General features: G+C 62.8%; 9 protein-coding genes and 1 pseudogene. 4 read left to right on the top strand and 6 right to left on the bottom strand.

The features are described 5' to 3' along the window. The 3 genes from BM436_RS35000 to BM436_RS34990 form a co-directional block, all read left to right on the top strand. Positions 1 to 1,497: tryptophan halogenase family protein (locus BM436_RS35000; RefSeq protein ID WP_307667156.1), on the top strand; the 1,497-nt coding region annotated here is incomplete at its 5' end. A gap of 92 nt (positions 1,498 to 1,589) precedes the next feature. Continuing rightward, positions 1,590 to 2,963 carry a sialate O-acetylesterase gene (locus BM436_RS34995; protein WP_143133493.1) on the top strand — a complete coding sequence of 458 codons (1,374 nt, stop codon included), beginning with the start codon at positions 1,590 to 1,592 and terminating at the stop codon, positions 2,961 to 2,963. Positions 2,964 to 3,049: 86 nt separating this feature from the next. Beyond that, on the top strand, positions 3,050 to 5,350 hold the full coding sequence (locus BM436_RS34990; RefSeq protein WP_143133492.1) for a serine protease family protein: 2,301 nt from the start codon (positions 3,050 to 3,052) through the stop codon (positions 5,348 to 5,350). A gap of 475 nt (positions 5,351 to 5,825) precedes the next feature. Here the strand turns inward: BM436_RS34990 and BM436_RS34985 are convergent, their stop codons facing one another. Then, positions 5,826 to 8,126, bottom strand: coding sequence for a hypothetical protein (locus tag BM436_RS34985; RefSeq protein WP_143133491.1), 2,301 nt, complete (start codon positions 8,124 to 8,126; stop codon positions 5,826 to 5,828). A gap of 426 nt (positions 8,127 to 8,552) precedes the next feature. Here BM436_RS34985 and BM436_RS34975 point away from each other — a divergent pair. Then, positions 8,553 to 8,675 (top strand): annotated as a pseudogene (locus tag BM436_RS34975) (helix-turn-helix domain-containing protein); the annotation flags it as partial. A 135-nt stretch (positions 8,676 to 8,810) separates the two neighbouring features. On the opposite strand, the gene BM436_RS34970 reads toward BM436_RS34975, so the two are convergent. The 5 genes from BM436_RS34970 to BM436_RS34950 form a co-directional block, all read right to left on the bottom strand. After that, positions 8,811 to 9,752 carry a PA14 domain-containing protein gene (locus BM436_RS34970; protein WP_143133490.1) on the bottom strand — a complete coding sequence of 314 codons (942 nt, stop codon included), beginning with the start codon at positions 9,750 to 9,752 and terminating at the stop codon, positions 8,811 to 8,813. Between the two features lie 330 nt (positions 9,753 to 10,082). Beyond that, the gene (locus tag BM436_RS34965; protein ID WP_218164998.1) at positions 10,083 to 11,156 is read right to left on the bottom strand and encodes a glycoside hydrolase family 62 protein; all 1,074 of its coding nucleotides are present in this window, start codon (positions 11,154 to 11,156) and stop codon (positions 10,083 to 10,085) included. 97 nt (positions 11,157 to 11,253) lie between these two features. After that, a complete protein-coding gene (locus BM436_RS34960) occupies positions 11,254 to 13,290 on the bottom strand; it encodes a glycoside hydrolase family 127 protein (protein WP_218164997.1) in 2,037 nt (678 codons plus the stop codon). A gap of 10 nt (positions 13,291 to 13,300) precedes the next feature. After that, a complete protein-coding gene (locus BM436_RS34955; RefSeq protein WP_093561545.1) occupies positions 13,301 to 14,791 on the bottom strand; it encodes a tryptophan halogenase family protein in 1,491 nt (496 codons plus the stop codon). 113 nt (positions 14,792 to 14,904) lie between these two features. Next, positions 14,905 to 16,116 (bottom strand): glycoside hydrolase family 43 protein (locus BM436_RS34950; protein WP_093561552.1); only part of this gene is annotated, 1,212 nt, incomplete at its 5' end.

Genomic DNA, 16,116 nt, shown 5'->3' with positions numbered 1-16,116 from the left:
GCACTGCGCCGCGCCATGAAGCCGCCCTTCAAACGCATCGTGGTGGTCGGCGGCGGCGCGGCCGGGTGGATGACGGCCACCGCGCTGGCCACCGCGCTCGCAGGCGGCGCCACCATCGAACTGGTCGAGTCGGAGGAGATCGGCATTGTCGGCGTGGGGGAGGCGACCTTTCCCTCGATCCGCAACTTCCACCGCCTGCTCGGCATTGACGAGGCCGAGTTCCTGCGCGCCACCAACGGCACTTACAAGCTGGGCATCCAGTTTTGCGACTGGCGCGCGCGCGGCGAAAGCTATTTCCACACCTTCGGCGATTTCGGCGAACTGAGCGGATCCCGCGCGGTGTGGGGCCAGCACCATCGGCTGGGCGAGGCCGGCCTTGGGTCACTGGGCGAGCAATGCCTGCCCTCCGTGATGGCCAGCCAGGGCCGCTTCGCGCTGCCGGGAGAAAACGACCGCTACGACTACGCCTACCACTTCGACGCCGCGCTGTACGCCGCCTTCCTGCGCAAGCTGGGTGAGCGGCGCGGCGTGCGCCGCACCGAGGGGCGCATCGTCGAGGTGGCGCGGCGCGCCGACGGCGGCGTCGACCGGCTCACCCTGGACGATGGGCGCGTGGTGGCCGGCGACCTGTACATCGACTGCTCCGGCTTCGCGTCGCTGCTGCTGGGGCGTACCCTGGGCGAGCCGTTTGTCGACTTCAGCCACTGGCTGCCGGTGGACCGGGCCTGGGCCTGTCCGACCGAACGGATCGGGACCGAACTGACGCCCTACACGCGCGCCACCGCGCTGGAGGCGGGCTGGGCGTGGCGGATTCCGCTGCAAAACCGCACCGGCAACGGCCACGTGTTCGCCAGCCGCCACATCGACGAGGACCGCGTGCGCGCGCAATTGCTGCAACAGCTGGACGGCCCGGCGCTGGCCGAACCGCGCCTGCTGCGCTTCCAGACCGGCCATCGCAAGCGCGCCTGGGTGCACAACGTGGTCGCCCTGGGCCTGGCGGGCGGCTTCCTGGAGCCGCTCGAGTCGACCAGCATCTTCCTGGTCCAGTGGGGGTTGGGGCGGCTGATCGATTTGCTGCTGTCGGGCGCGCCGTTCACCGAGCAGGTGGTGGCCGACTACAACGGCGAAGTGGGGCGCCAGTTCGAGCGCGTGCGCGATTTCATCATCCTGCACTACTGCCTGAGCGCGCGCCGCGACAGCGCGCTGTGGCGCGCGATGGCGACCATGGAGCTGCCCGACACCCTGGCCTTCAAGCTCCACGCATGGCGCCAGGCGGGCGCGCTGCACCAGTACGACCTGGAGGGCTTCGACGCGACCAGCTGGCTGGCGATCCACGCCGGCATGGGGCATTGGCCGGAGCGCGCCGACCCGACGCTGGGCGACGTCGAGCGCGCGGAGGCGCTGCGAGGATTGCAGTGGCGCCGCGAATGCATCGCCAGCGCCGTGGCGGCCATGCCCAAACACGACGCCTGCCTGCGCGGCATGCTAGGACGCTGAGTTCCCCGCCGCACTCTCCGTGCCGGCCGGCACGCGCCGCCGCCAGCGGTTTGAGGAGTGATTTTCTTAAAACGACGACACACACAGGAGTGATGTTGAAACGAAGGCGATTACTAAAGCAGGTCATCCGCCTGACCGGCGCGGCCGGCTTCGTGCTTGCCGCATCGCTGGCAACACCCGTGCTGGCGCAGCCGGCGGCACCGGCGTTTGCCGGCATCTTCGGCGACCATGCCGTGCTGCAGCGCGGCGAGGCTTTGACCGTGTGGGGCACGGCGGCTCCCGGACTCGGCGTGACGGTGAGCCTTGGCGGAAAGACCGCCGAGGCCAAGGCCGACGCGCAGGGCCGATGGCGGGCGAGCATGCCGGCCATGTCGGCCGGCGGACCGTACACGCTGTCCGCCAGCGGCGCCAGCGGGACCACGACGCTCAAGGACATCATGGTCGGCGACGTCTACCTGTGCGCCGGCCAGTCGAACATGGAGTTTCCAGTGCGCCTGTCAACGGGAGCGTGGCCGGAATTTCCCGCCAATCCGGAGCTGCGCTTCGTCAATATTCAACGCATTAGCGAACTTGCCGCCCAGCAGGACTTGAAGCGGCCGGCGGCGTGGAACGTGGTGACGCCCCAGACCGTCGGCGAGGCCCCGGCGGCGTGCTACCACATGGCGCGCACACTGCAGCGGAAGCAGAAGGTGCCGATCGGCTTCATCGGGTCGAACTGGGGCGGTACCACGATCCAGGGCTGGATCGGCGCGCAATCGCTGAAAAGCCTGCCGGCCTACGCCGAGCGGGTCGAGGCGCTGGCGGTGATGGCGTCGAATCCCGCCAAGGGGATGGCCGACGAAGCGCGCCGCCACGAGCGATGGTGGGACGCGCACGACCCGCAGGCCAAGGCGCAGCGTGCCTGGAGCTTGCCGGGATTCGACGACGCGGCCTGGCCGAGCTTGTCGCCGAGGGGATCGTGGAAGGATGCCGGCGTCGCCGCCTTGGCGGGCTTCGACGGCGCCGCCTGGTTCCGCACCAGCGTGACGCTGAGCGAGGCGCAGGCGCGCGCGGCCAACGCCGTCCAGCTCGGTCCCATCGACACCTACGACAGCACCTGGGTCAACGGCGTGCGCGTGGGCGGTGGCAGCATCGCGTGGATGTGGCGCGACTATCCCGTGCTCGCCGGCGCATTCAAGCCGGGCCGCAACGTGATCGCCGTCCATGTTCTCGGGGGCGGCGGGTTGACCGGGCTGCCGGAACAGCGCGGCATCAAGACTAGCGCCGCCCATGCGATCGGTTTCGAAGCCTGCGCCGGCGCGGCTTGCCAGTATGCGCTGGCGGTGGCGCAAGGCGACACGGTCACGCTGAAAGGGGCCAACCAGCCAGGCACGACGCGTGTCCGCTACGCCTGGGCCGATGCGCCCTATGTGAATCTGTACAGCGCCGACGACTTGCCCGCCGCGCCGTTCGAGATCGCACTGTAAGCAGGCAAGCACAGCCACACTGAATGTATTTATAGAGAAAGAATGAAATGCGGATAAAATTTATCGCGCCCCTTGGTATATTGGGAATGAGCTTCCTGTTCCAACCGGCCCTTGCGGAAACGATCAAAGTCGACGATGTCCGGTCATTGCAGGCGGCCTTGGTCAAGGCACGCGTGGACAAGCGTATTACACGCATTGAGCTCGCAACGGGAACGTATTCCCTCCCCACACCCATTGTCCTGGATGAGGGACTGTCCGGCACACATGCGATGCCCTTCGTCCTGGCGCGGGCGCCAGGCGCGCATCCCGTCTTGACCGGTGCCGAAAACTTGCCCCCGTTGAGCTGGCAGGCTGGCGACGGCGGAATTTGGCGTGCCAAGCTTTCCGACAAGTCCTTCCAGCGTCTGTGGCTGGGCCGGCAGATGCTGATCCGTGCGCGCTATCCCAACCATGACCCTGCGATCCGGACCTTCGGCGGCGTGGCCGCCGACGCCACGTCGAAGGAAAGGGTGGCGACCTGGCGCGATCCGGCCGGGGCGGTGCTGCACGCCCTGCATGGCGGCCGTTGGGGTGGCGTGCATGTACCCATTCTCGGGAAAAATTCCGATGGAAGCCTGCGGTTCGGCGCCCAGACCGCCAACAACCGCATCGCACCGCCCAGCGCAAACGCGCGCTATGTCGAGAACGTCTTCGAGGAACTCGATGCGCCCGGCGAATGGTTCCACGACCGCGGCGACGGCTGGATCTATTACAAGCCGCTTGATGGCAAACGCCCGCCCGCGCTTGGCTTCCGTGCGGGCAGGCTGGAATCCCTGGTCCGGATCGAAGGCAAGGGCGCGCCCGCGAACAACATCCGGATCGAGGGGCTGTCGTTCAGGGACACCGAACCGACCTTTCTCAAAGCCACCGAACCGCTGCTGCGCTCGGACTGGAAGTTCTATCGGGTCGGCGCCGTGACGATCGAGAACGCCTCGGCAGTCACGGTCAGCAACTCGGATTTCAGCGAGCTGGGCGGGAATGCGATCGTGGTCAGCGGCCGTGCCAGCCACGTTCGCATCGCCGGAAACCATCTCCGCGCAATCGGCGGAACGGCGATTGCGTTTGTCGGCCGCCCCGAGGCCGTGCGTTCGCCGCTGTTCGAATACCAGGAACAACTGGCGCTGTCCGCGATCGACCGTACGCCGGGTCCCAGGTCCGACCAGTATCCACGGGACAGCATGGCCGAAGATAATCTGATCCACGATATCGGGCTGGTCGACAAGCAGGCGGCCGGGGTGGAAATCGCGATGGCCGCGCGCATCTCGATCGCCCACAATTCCATCTACCAGGTGCCGCGGGCGGGCATCAATGTCGGCGACGGCACCTGGGGCGGCCACCAGATAACTTACAACGATGTCTTCGACACGGTGCTCGAAACGGGGGATCACGGCGCCTTCAATAGCTGGGGGCGGGACCGCTACTGGCATCCTGACCGCAAGGAAATGGATAGCCGGGTGGCAGCTGAACCGTCGCTGGCCACGCTGGACGCGATCGAACCGATTGTGATGAGGCGCAACCGCTTCAAGTGCGATCACGGCTGGGACATCGATCTGGACGACGGCGCCTCGAACTACGTCATCGAAGAGAACCTCATGCTGTCGGGCGGCCTCAAGCTGCGTGAAGGCGTTCACCGGGTCGTTCGCAACAATATCCTGGTCAATGGGAGCTTCCATCCGCACGTATGGTTCGAGAACAGCGCCGACGTGTTCGAGAACAATATCGTCATGGCCGCCCATCAGCCGATCGGCATCAAGACATGGGGCAAGAGCGTCGACCGCAACCTGTTCGCCAACGCGGCGGACCTGGAACAGGCGCGGGCGGCGGGCACGGACGCGAACTCCGTCGCCGGCGCCCTGCAATTTACCGATCCCGCGCATGGCGATTTCAGGGTAGGGAAGAACTCGCCGGCATTGGCGCTCGGCTTCGTCAATTTTCCGATGAGCCAATTCGGCGTGCGCCCGGCGCGCCTCAAGGCGCTGGCGAAACAGCCCGGGTTTCCCGAACTGCAGCTGCAGCCGGCAGCGGGCATGCAAGAGAAGCCGCGGACCTTCCTCGGCCTGACGATCAAGTCGATCGAAACACTGGGCGAGCAATCGGCCGCCGGTCTGCTGTCGAAGCAAGGCGTGCTGGTACTGTCCGTTGACCCGGCAAGCTACGGCGACAAAGCCGGACTGCGGCCGCGCGATGTCGTCATCGGCATGGGCAATGATCCTGAGGCCCCTGAACAGATGTTTACGACCGCAACGGCCCTTGTCTCAGCGCTGCAGGCGAGGCGCTTTCAAGCCTATGTCGATCTGGTCGTTGTGAGAGACCAGAAGCGGAAAATGGTCAAGCTCCAGGTGCAATAGGGGCCGCGGGGCAGCCGACTCGGTGGCGCGCCCTTCGGCAAGAGGCGCCAGCAGTGACCTGTGGCTGAAGCGCTCAGCCAGGCGCAGGTGGCGCGCCAGGAAGTTCCCGTGGCGGTAAAAACGATGCGTGCGATGCGCCGATTAAGCGCTACGGTACTTGTATATCACGAGGTGGGGTGAGGGTAGGTTTGTAGGCCGAATTGGGGAAACCGTGCGTGCACGCGGGTTGCAATGCGTGACACGAATCCCACCGTCGTCTCCAGAAAAACAATGGCCAAGTTCGCTTGAACTTGGCCATGTCGCTTCTTTCCCCATACATCGGAGGGCCGCCACACACTCAATGGCAGGCTGGCAGCTTACCGCAATTTCCTGATCAGCCTCGGCTGATCAATATTTTCCGGCGCCGCCCGCCTGCGCCTCTGCGTACGGCACACGGGGCGGTTCACGATTGGTCGTTGTATAGGCGCCGCCTTGGTTAATTGCTCGAGGTGCCGACCATGATGCCGCGCTTGCCCAGATAGACCGTGCCGAAGGTCTTGGGGTCGCCGATGATGGTCGACTTGTCATTGCCGCCCTTGGCATACTGGTGCTGGGGATCGTCGATGCGCACCCAGGTCGCGCCAGTGTCGATGGAGCGGTAGATGCCGGTGACCCCGTTAATCGTGCCGTCGAGGTACATCGTGGGATAGCTGGCGCCAGGCGCGGCCTTGCCGAAACCGAGCCCCTTGGCGCTCTGCACACCCGGCAGCAGGGTCCAGTTGGCCTGACCCCAGTTGGTGTTGCGATACAGGCCGGCATAGGTCGATACCCAGATATCGCCCTTCTTGCCGAACGGCACCGACACCATATCGCCCCATGCCGGCAAGCCCAGGTGAGGGCCGGTGTAGTTATTGTCGATGCTCAGCAAATACCAGGTGGCGCCCTTGTTGTAGCTCGCATAGAAGCCGCCCGTATCGCGTGCGTAGGCATAAAACGTGGTCGTATCGTAGCCGTCGGCGATGACATGGGCTTCTTGCGGCACGCCGACCTGCGTCCAACTGCTGCCAAAGTCGTTGGAGACGACGGTTGGCGCTCCCTTGGTGGACCAGAGAATCGTGGTGCCGTCGCCCGAGATCGCTACCCGGCCACCGTCACCGTTGGGGCTGGGACCGTTGTTGCCAAAGGGGTACCAGCTATAGCCGCCGTTCCACGATACCGCGCCGAGGTGCTTCGGATTTCCCCAGTTGTCGGTGCCGACCCGCACCACGATCTTCGAATTGGTCTTTGCATAGTCGAGCGAGGTCGTGTCCTTGCAGGTCGGACTGGAGAATTTCGTGTTCGGCGCGACGCTGACACTGGTGTGGGTCAGGCCGCAGAAGTCGCCGTCGCCGGAGATCAAGGGGTAGGCATTCCACTCGTTCGCGACGGGCGAGATCAGGGAGAGCGGGACCGATTCCTCGATGCCGTTCTGGCCATAGGCCCAGTTGGTCTTCGGCTGGGTCAGGTTCTTGGTCTCCCACGTGGCGCCGCCGGAGGTGATGAAGGCGTGATTCGGGTCGAACGGGTCGAGCAGCGATCCGCCCGAGTTGCCGAAGCTGGTGGGATCGCCAGCGGGGCGGGCGGACCAGGGCGCGGCGCTCGTGTCGACGGTCGCATTGGCCCGGATGTCGGTCCAGGTGGCGCCGCCGTCGGTGCTGTAGTACATGGTTTCGAGGGGCACGCCGAGCCCGTCATACCAGCCCAAGGTATTGACGGCCACCGTCTTCGGATGGGCAGGATCGACCGACAGGCCGGCGAAGCCGTAGCCCTTGGGGCTGTTGCCGAGCGGGGTGATGTTGGTCCACTCGTCGGCGCCGGTCAGGATGTTGACCTTCCAGACCTGACCCATGTCCATACCTCCCGGGCCGTATTCAGTATTGAATCTTGCGAAGGTGATGTAGAGATAGCCATCCGGGCCGATCTGCCCGCGCTGGGGCAACATGCCATTGGGCGCGCCCCAGACCCGGTTCCAGGTCGCGCCGGCGTCGCTGCTCTTGTACAAGGTGGCGCCGCTGTCCGCGGCGGCCTGGGTGTTGACGGCCGCGTAAATGATGGAGGTGGGCGAACCAGGCGGCTTATTCCAGTTGGAACCCTTGTGGAAGGCGAGGAAGGCGACGCCGGCGCCTGTGCCATCGCTCGACAGGGCCGGAAACCCGGCTACCTTGCTCCAGGTGTCGCCCCCGTTGGTGCTTTTCCACAGGCCGTTGTTGGACGCATTGACGGCGGCGTTGGCGGTGCCGTAGAACAGGACATTGCCGAGGTTCGGATCGACTTGCAAACGTTCGCCGACCTGGCGGCCGATTGCATTGGCGCCGGTCGAGAAGGGCAGTGGCACCTGCTTGAAGCTGCGACCCTGGTCTTGCGAGCTCATGAACATTGCGTTGCCGTCTAAGAAGCCGAGGCCGGCGACCAAGTAGAATTTGTTCGCATTACTCGGATCGATGGCGATCGTATCGATGCCGTACAGGTAGGATTTTTCGGGTGGCAGCCAGTCGTGCAGGGGAATCCAGGTGCTGGTGGCCGCATCGTAGCGGTAGGCGCCGCCGACATCGGTGCGGTTGTAGAACAAGCCGCGCTGGAGCGGATGGGCGATCATGCCGGTGATATAGCCGCCGCCGCCGATTTTCACATTGCTCCAGGAATACGTGGGCCCGGCGGCTTGGACCTGGGCCGGCAAGGCGGCGAAAGCCGATGCTGCCAGCAGCGCCGCGGCGAGTGCGGTGCGGCCTGCGATGGTATTAGCAGAAAATCTCATCATGAAACTCGCTTTCGTTGAGGTTGATGTTGTGTGGCGCCAGACGCAACAGGGGCGAACGGGCGCACGCGTCCATTCGACCGGGACACTTCAGGCCGCCAAGGGGTGACCAGGGAAACGGCCGGATTGCTCAGGGTGGTGTCGGATTCGAAGACGAAAGCGGTCGCGGCGACTGCCACGGCCAGTGATGTTGGCGAGCACGCAGCCTTGGAACGGCATCGGGAAGCCGGCGGGCTGCGCATCGCGCAGGAAGAATGGGCGCTTTGGCGCGTCCTTTATTGTTGACCATCGCAATGTCTCCTTTGCTGACGATATCGGCTGGCCACCAATCTATCTAAATGTACCCAGCCGATGGGCATATTGCACGCGACACCGCCGCGGCGATAGGCCAGAATCACCAGCAAGGAGGGTAAATTTCGTAGTGTCGATTTGCGCGCCTTTGTGGCAGTTGGTAAATTGAACAGCTTCAGGGCGGCGCCGCAGTTGATCCACCTGTCGCCGCTGGCGCCGAGCTGCCGGATCGACGCGATCGAGCAGGCGTGGGGTGTCCGCCTGTTCGAGCGCTGTCCGGCTCGACATAGAGTTGTCGCGTTGCGCGTCGTTCGAGCCTGGAGCAGGACTGGCGACCGTATGTTGCGGTCCACGGCGCCAAGCCGCGCCCTTGCGTGCTTCATCAAGGTGTGGCGCTCACTCCTTCGTCTGTACCTGCGGCAGCGTGCCGGCCGGCGGCCGCCCTATCAAGCTGCGCGGGATGTAGCCGTAATCGGTCGCACCGGGTTTTTTCCACGCAAGCATCAATGCGAGACCCGGGCCTGGCCCCTGGAAGTAGCGCACGCGGAAATTGCGCAAGCCCTTCTCCAGCTTTATCTTGGTCGCCACGGGTGTTGGGGCGTGGATGCCATCGTTGTCGATCACGTTTTCATCGTCGATACTGAGCATGGCACCATCGTCGGCCAACAGCATCAGTTCATACGTGGCGGTTTCCGGAATATTGACGGAGAAGCGAATATCCAGGCCGAACCATTCGACCGTCGAGCCCATGCCGGGAAAGCCTTCGCGGAAGTCGCGCGGCACGATATCGAGTTGGGCCATGCAAACGCGCCTGATCGGCTTGCGCCGGCGCATTTCGGATAACGATTGGCTGCCGACACTGAGGCGATAGACGTCGGCGATCATATTCCGATCCGAGGCATCGGCGCATTCTTCGAACAGCTTAGGAGGCGTGGCCGCCGCTTTGGCCACGGGTGGGGGCGGTGGCGGGGGAGGGGGAGGGGGCGCGGCGACTGCAGGCGCCGGCGCCGGCGCCGGGCTGGCCTCAACCACGGGCGCGGGCACCGGGCTTTCGGTTACCTTGACGGGAGGCAGATCTGGCATGCGCGGAATGTCAACCGGGGGCGGCTCGAGTTTGCTTGGCTCGGGCTTAGGTTCGGGAATCTTTTTTTCCGGTGCTTTCGTCTCGAAGACCACGACATCGACACTGCGCGGCTCCGGCTTAGGCGCTGGCCGCCGCAAGGTCGACAGCATCACGAACGTTCCCAGCGCCAGATGGAGGAGAATCACAAGGCCTATGGCGTAGCGATTGGACTTGCGCTGCCAGCGCGGCTCGCGTTCAAGTTCGGACGGGGGCAAACTGGTTTCTGGCGGAATAGGGCACATACGATTCAACAGACAAAAAAGATCAATCAAAATTTGACTACATATCCAAGCTGCGCGGTTTCGTGGCCAACGGAGCGGGCGCGATGCCCGCTCCAACATAGCGCTTGCGCGCGAGCATCACCCTGTGCGCCAGCGGTCGCGCGGCGGACGCCACACGTCAAATGCAAGGAAGAACGCCAGGCGACAGAATGCTGCTGTCGCCTGGCCAGAGAGGCGCTAGGCCCCATGGCGATCGGCTTCGAGGAATCAGCCACCGCCATGGGCGCTCCGCCGGAACGATTCGAGGTGAGATGGCGCCTTGGGTCAGCGGCAGAGTGCGCTTACTGGATTTTCACCCTTCGCCGTGATCACACCCAAGCGGTACGGAATTTTGATGTAATCGTCCACACGCACTTTCGGGTCATTGCCCTGGAAGAGGTATTCGAGCGGCCGACAAGGATCGATGGTCATCGTTTGATCGGCATTGGTCCGCACCATTTCACCGTGGGAGATCCCTTCCGACCAAATCTGTTCTACATTATCGGCAGTCGCGAACGCATTCATTGGCGCAGAAGAGAATGGCTCCCATACTCCGTCCAGGCTATTGCTCTTCCAAATCCGGAAGTAACGTCCTTTTGGCCCGATTGCCTCCACCAGCGTAATATAGGTATTCGTGTTGGCAATCTTGTAGGTATTGCTGGCCTCGAACACATCATCCCTTTTCTCGGTCATGACAGCGACAGTGTTACGAAAGCCATTCGGGAACTGGGCTGTGTCGGTTTCGGACCGAAGCAAACGTCCATTATCGTCGGTACCGAACATATAGCATTTTTTATCATCGCAGATCACCCAAAAATCCAGCCAGCCATGGCCTTGGGGCGCCTTGATGATGTCGGGGATGACTGGAAAGAACGGTTTCGGCGCGCTCCAGGACATCGGATCGCTGATATCTTTCGAGGTCGAGTACAGCGGATCGCCACCTTGGTATACGAGATACCATGTTTTCTGAGGAGCGAAATAGAATACTTGTGGCGCTGCGCGATAACCTGGCCCCATCGGGGACTTGTCAAGCGTGACGATTTTCGCGGCCGACGCGTTAGACCACTTGTCAAAGCTTGTGTACCCAAGACCCCAGCCAGCAGACCCAGCCGTTGTGAGGAATACGTGATATTTGCCGTTCGCGTAAACAACAGAAGGATCCTTTACGCCGAAAATTGTCTGATTTGGATCCGGTTGAGGCGCAATAAGCGGTGGGGTCGACGTCCAGTTGAATGTCGTCTTGGCAGGCGGCGCGGCGGGCGCGGCAGTGCTGTTGGCAATTGCACTGTTCCCACCACAAGCACATACTGTCAAGGCAGCCCACAGGCTGACCCCCAATTTGTTTTTACTTAGTTTCACTCGTATCTCCACTTTCTTGTGCTTCAAAAATTATTTGCTAAGTTCCACCGTCTGCCGGCTCTCTGTCTTCCATGAGCCCCCCGCCCGCACTGGAGCTTCATCCGACCCGCCAGTACAAGTTGTAGTAGCCATGCGCGATTCTGTGGAACGGTAACAGTTCGTACCCCTCTCCCAGGTCCGGCCCGCTCAGATGGAAAGCCAGCGCGCCAGTGCCACGCCGGACCGCCCCATCAAGGCCGGCACCACCCAGGCGCAGCGGTAGGATCTCCAGCGTCTCCGTGAACGTCTTGCCATAAGACACGTTGCCCGCAACCAGATCGGCGCCGGGCGCCATGGCGGGACCGGCGATGCGCGCGGCCAGCACCAGGGGGCCATACATGAGCGCTGCCAGTTGGGGCGCGTTGGGCAAGGGCGCCAGATGCACATGCATCGGCAGATCGACATCGAGGACGTCGCCGTCGCGCCAGGTGCGCGCGAGCTCCACGTAGCGCCCGGCCTGGTCGCTGTCGATGAGTTTGCGTCCATTCAGGCGTACGCTCATTTGTCGGCACCAGCCGGGGTGGCGCAGCTTGAGGACGAGCTTTGTGGGCCGCTCCAGCCGCAGCGTCAATCGGCTGCCGCCGCGCTCGGGGAAACTGGTTGTCTGGCGCAGCCGCGCGCCCTGGTCGGCCCAACGCAGGTCCGACGCCATATACAGGTTCACATACAAGACATCCCGCTGGTGGAAATAGATGGAATCGCCGTGCTTGGCGTGATTTTCCATCCCAGTGCCGGTGCAGCAGAAGAATGAATGCTCATGTGTGCAGTAGAGCTTCGGATAGCTGCGCCGGGTGGCCTGGAAGTAGGTGAACATGCCACTGTCCGGATCCTGGGAGGCGAGGATGCCGTTGAACAAAGCGCGTTCGTAAAAGTCGGCGTGGGCGACCGATGGTTGCGCGGCGAACAAGGCCCGCGTCAGGCGCAACATATTGTATGTGCAGCAGGTTTCCATGGTCGTCGCTGAGGACAGATGCTTCTCAACCTCGGCGGGCGGAAAGAAATGCTCGTTGTCGCCATGCCCCCCCGTGGCAAACGAGCGCTGCTCGACCACGGTGCGCCAGAAGTAGCGCGCGGCTTGCCGGTAGTGCGCTTGCCCCGTGAGTTTGTGCAGCCGGGCGAATCCGATCACTTTGGGAATCTGCGTGTTGGAGTGTAAGCCGTCGAGGGTGTCGCGCCCTTCGGCAAGCGGCGCGAGCAGTTTCTGGTGGCAGAAGCGCTCAGCCAGGCGCAGGTAGCGCACCTCCCCGGTCAGCGTGTGCAGGTCCGACAGCACTTCGCTCATCCCGCCGTGCTCCAGATCGAGCATCTTTTGAAAGCGCGGCTCGTCGACTGGCCGCGCGGCCTCGTCGACCCAGTCGGCGACACGCACCAGGAGCGCGAGCGCCTGGGCATTGCGCAGGTGCACAAACGTATCGCGCAGCCCGGCCATCAACTTGTGCAGCGTGTACCAGGGCACCCCAACGACAGGCCTGCCTTCCAGGCAATTGCGCAGTTGCGTATCGCCGTCGGGGAAGCCGCATACCAAGCTGCCGGGTGCCGCTTCCTGGCAGGCGAGCAGCTCGCCGACGACGTAGTCGATCCTGGCGCGCATCCCTTCCCGTCCGGTGGACGCCCATAACATCGAGCAGGCGCTCAGGAAATGGCCCAGGGTATGTCCCGGGCAAAGCCCCTCCGCCTCCCATCCGCCGTACACCGGCGCCTTCGGAGCGAGTCCCGAATTTTTCCGAAAATTGTGCAACAAGCGGTCGCAGTTCAGCGACTCGAGGTAGCGCGCGTTAAGGCTCTGGGACCGGAGAAAGGGACCGTCGAGCAGACGCACTGCCGACAAGGGGAATGGCTGCGCGGTTTCGCCTTCGGCGCCTTCCTCGCCGGCCAGGGGGGAAGCAGGGAATTGGCGGGACATGTCCCGACCCTGCGTAACGCGCCCGTTTTCGCGATAGCGAAAATCTTTACCTTCTAGGGCCGGCATGCCGAGCAACAGCGGCGCGGCGGCCATGGCCCGCAGCAGGCGGCGCCGATCGCGATCCGCGGGAAGTCCGCGGCCCCAGGCGTCGCCGGCAATCGCCGTCGTGCGGGGGATTTTTTGAAATTCCATGTTGATTCCGTTAGTTGTTACTACGCATTATTCGGCGCAGGAAAGCATCGTGCGTGGGCATGGCCGCCACGACGGCGGCGTAATGGTCGCGTCGCTGGCGCAGGGCTTGCAGCGCTACCTCGAACGGCACCTCGGCCAGCAGGGGGTCGGCGCGTACGGGCCAGTTCCCCATGCCGGCGTGGATCGCCAGCCAGCTGGTGGCCTCGAAACCTTCTTCCCCGTTCATGTTCAGCGAGCCGGTCTGGCGCCAGGCGTGCAGCTTGAAGTCCAGCGTCTCCGGCAGTTCCATGCTGGCCATGTCGCGCCACAGCTGGCTGTCGCGGCGTTCGGTGAGGCAATAGTGCAGGATGATGAAGTCGCGGATGCGCTCGAACACCCTGGTCATGCCCTTGTTGTAGTTGGCCACGGCGGCCGCGGCGGGCCGCGCACCTGGGCGCAGCAGTTCGATCATTTTTTCCAGGCCGCGCTGGATCAGCAGGATGCTGGTCGATTCGAGCGGCTCCAAAAAGCCCGACGACAAGCCCAGCCCGACCACGTTGTGGACCCAGAAGCGCTCGCGGTGGCCGGTCGTGAACCGCAGCAGGCGCGGTTCGGCCAGGGCCGGGCCGTCCAGCTGTTCGAGCAATTGGGTGCGTGCGCGCTCCTCGTCGATGTAGCGGGAGGCGAACACGTGGCCGTTGCCGATGCGGTTGCTGAGCGGGATCCGCCAGGTCCAGCCCGCTTCAAGCGCGGTGGCGACGGTGTGCGGCGTGAGCCCGGGTCCGCTCGGTTCGCTGGGCACGGCCCAAGCCCGATCGACCGGCAGCCAGCGGCTGAAATCGACGTAAGGCTCCTCCAGGGCACGACCCAGCAGCAGGGACACAAAGCCGGAACAGTCGATAAACAGGTCGCCGGCCACCACGCGGCCGTCTTCGAGCTTGAGCTGGTCGACGCCGCCGTCGGCGCGGCGCTTGACCTCGACGATGCGACCTTCGGTGCGCCGCGCGCCCCTCTTGAGCGCGATGCCACGCAGGAAGCCCGCGTACAGGTTGGCATCGAAGTGGTAAGCGTAGCTATACAGATTGGGTTGTTCCGCGGGTGGCGGGGCGAAGCGGCCCTGGCTGGCCATCACGCTGGGCAGGCATTGCTCGCTCAGCGGGCCCAGCGCGGGATCGTTGACGCGGCGGTACTGGCCCCACAGGCAGGCGGGGCCGGTCAGGTCGTCGAAATTGCCAAAGGTATGGAAGAAGCGTTGGCCCTTCGTGCGCCAGTCGCGAAACTCGATGCCTAGCTTGAAGGTGCCATTGGTGGCGCGCAGGAAGTCGGCCTCGTCAATGCGGTGCCGATTGTGAAATTCGCGCAGCATGGGGAACGTGGCCTCGCCCACGCCGACGATGCCGATCGCTTCCGATTCGACCAGTTCGACCGTGCTGCCCGGCAGCGCGGTCGCCAGCCCGATGGCGGCCATCCAGCCGGCGGTGCCGCCGCCGACGACGACGATGCGTTTGTATGCGATGGGCATGGTTTTCTCCGTTGAAAGTATGCGCAATCCGCAGCAAATGGATTGGGCCCTTGCCCCGCCACCTTGCAGATCCCGGCGATTAAATCTTCAAGAACAATGGACTTTGCATCACATTATTTATCCTTGTATTTAATTCTGAACCAGTCGAAATCCGCATATCCGCCAGTATTTTTTGTTGCATAGTTGAACAGGCCAAAACGATACCCCATGAAATGCGGTATGGCGTAGGTCATCTTCAATGTGTCTCCGATGGGATTCCACACTTTTCCATCGAGGCTGTACAAGAATTTGGCTTCGTCCTTCAAATCGGTAAAGTCACAATCGATCCTTAAGTGGACTTGGTTTTGTGTCAGCGGAACTTGTTGCACTTCTACAGGTTTATCCGAGCCGGCATTGACCATGACGATCCATTTCTTGCCATTCTCGACCTTGACGCCAACCTGTCCGAAATTCTTCTGGAAGGCGCTTAATCCCGCGAAATCACCTTCCTTCATTTTGGAAGCGTCCAGTAACGTCGAGCCTGTGCTCGTTGGTCCGATAGTACGCTGCGTTAGTGTATTTCTTGCCTGTACAAACGAGGTGTCGATCCTGGCGGTTTTCAGCCGGAGATATCCATTTCTTTCTTGTACCGACCAAAGCTTGTTATCCGGATTGTGATTCCATTGCCAAACCAGCGGCAACGCATCCTGCCCCTTCTTGCGATTGAATTCATCAGAAGCGACCAAACCCGGAATCAAACCAGTACTGGCGGGCAGATCCAGCTTGTCCGGGGCTTTGCCATTTTCTCCCAGTACCGGCCAACCGTCTTCCCACTTGACGGGAACCAGGTAAGGAATCCGGCCGACCGAACCGTAATCGCGGAAGAGGTAAGCGAACCAACGCCCGTCGGGCGTGTCGATCAATCCGCCTTGAGCGATGCCTCTATCCTGCAGGGCAACTCTTCCTTCCCACGGGCCGTTGAGATTATCCGCCCTGTGTATGAGCACAGTCCGGCCTTTGCCCTTGGGTGCGGAAATATTAAATAAATAATATTTGCCTTGTATTTTGTATAGCTGCGATCCTTCGGCGTTCAGGTCGTATTCCGGGCCGCCTGGCGCGTCGGCGTTTTCGATGAGAACTTTCTCGGGAACGCCTGGTTTTAACCCCGTCAGATCGTCATTCAACTCAAGGATTTTGATCTTGTGCGCATCATGAATGAGATAGGCTTTGCCGTCGTCGTCGAAAAACAGATTGCTGTCGTGGTACGCCGGTTTAAAGGAAACTCTTTTCCAATTCCCTTTTTCGATGTCTTTCGTTTTGAAAATATAGGTTTCACCGGTGGTCTG

The organism is Pseudoduganella namucuonensis (genome assembly GCF_900116645.1).
Lineage (GTDB): Bacteria > Pseudomonadota > Gammaproteobacteria > Burkholderiales > Burkholderiaceae_D > Rugamonas > Rugamonas namucuonensis.
This window is presented reverse-complemented; position numbering and strand designations above follow the sequence as displayed.

Bases quoted from the DNA above. Each gene is read 5' to 3' on its own strand.
- BM436_RS34995 (WP_143133493.1), top strand. From the start codon at position 1,590: ATGTTGAAACGAAGGCGATTACTAAAGCAGGTCATCCGCCTGACCGGC.
- BM436_RS34990 (WP_143133492.1), top strand. From the start codon at position 3,050: ATGAGCTTCCTGTTCCAACCGGCCCTTGCGGAAACGATCAAAGTCGAC.
- BM436_RS34985 (WP_143133491.1), bottom strand. From the start codon at position 8,126: ATGATGAGATTTTCTGCTAATACCATCGCAGGCCGCACCGCACTCGCC.
- BM436_RS34960 (WP_218164997.1), bottom strand. From the start codon at position 13,290: ATGGAATTTCAAAAAATCCCCCGCACGACGGCGATTGCCGGCGACGCC.
- BM436_RS34955 (WP_093561545.1), bottom strand. From the start codon at position 14,791: ATGCCCATCGCATACAAACGCATCGTCGTCGTCGGCGGCGGCACCGCC.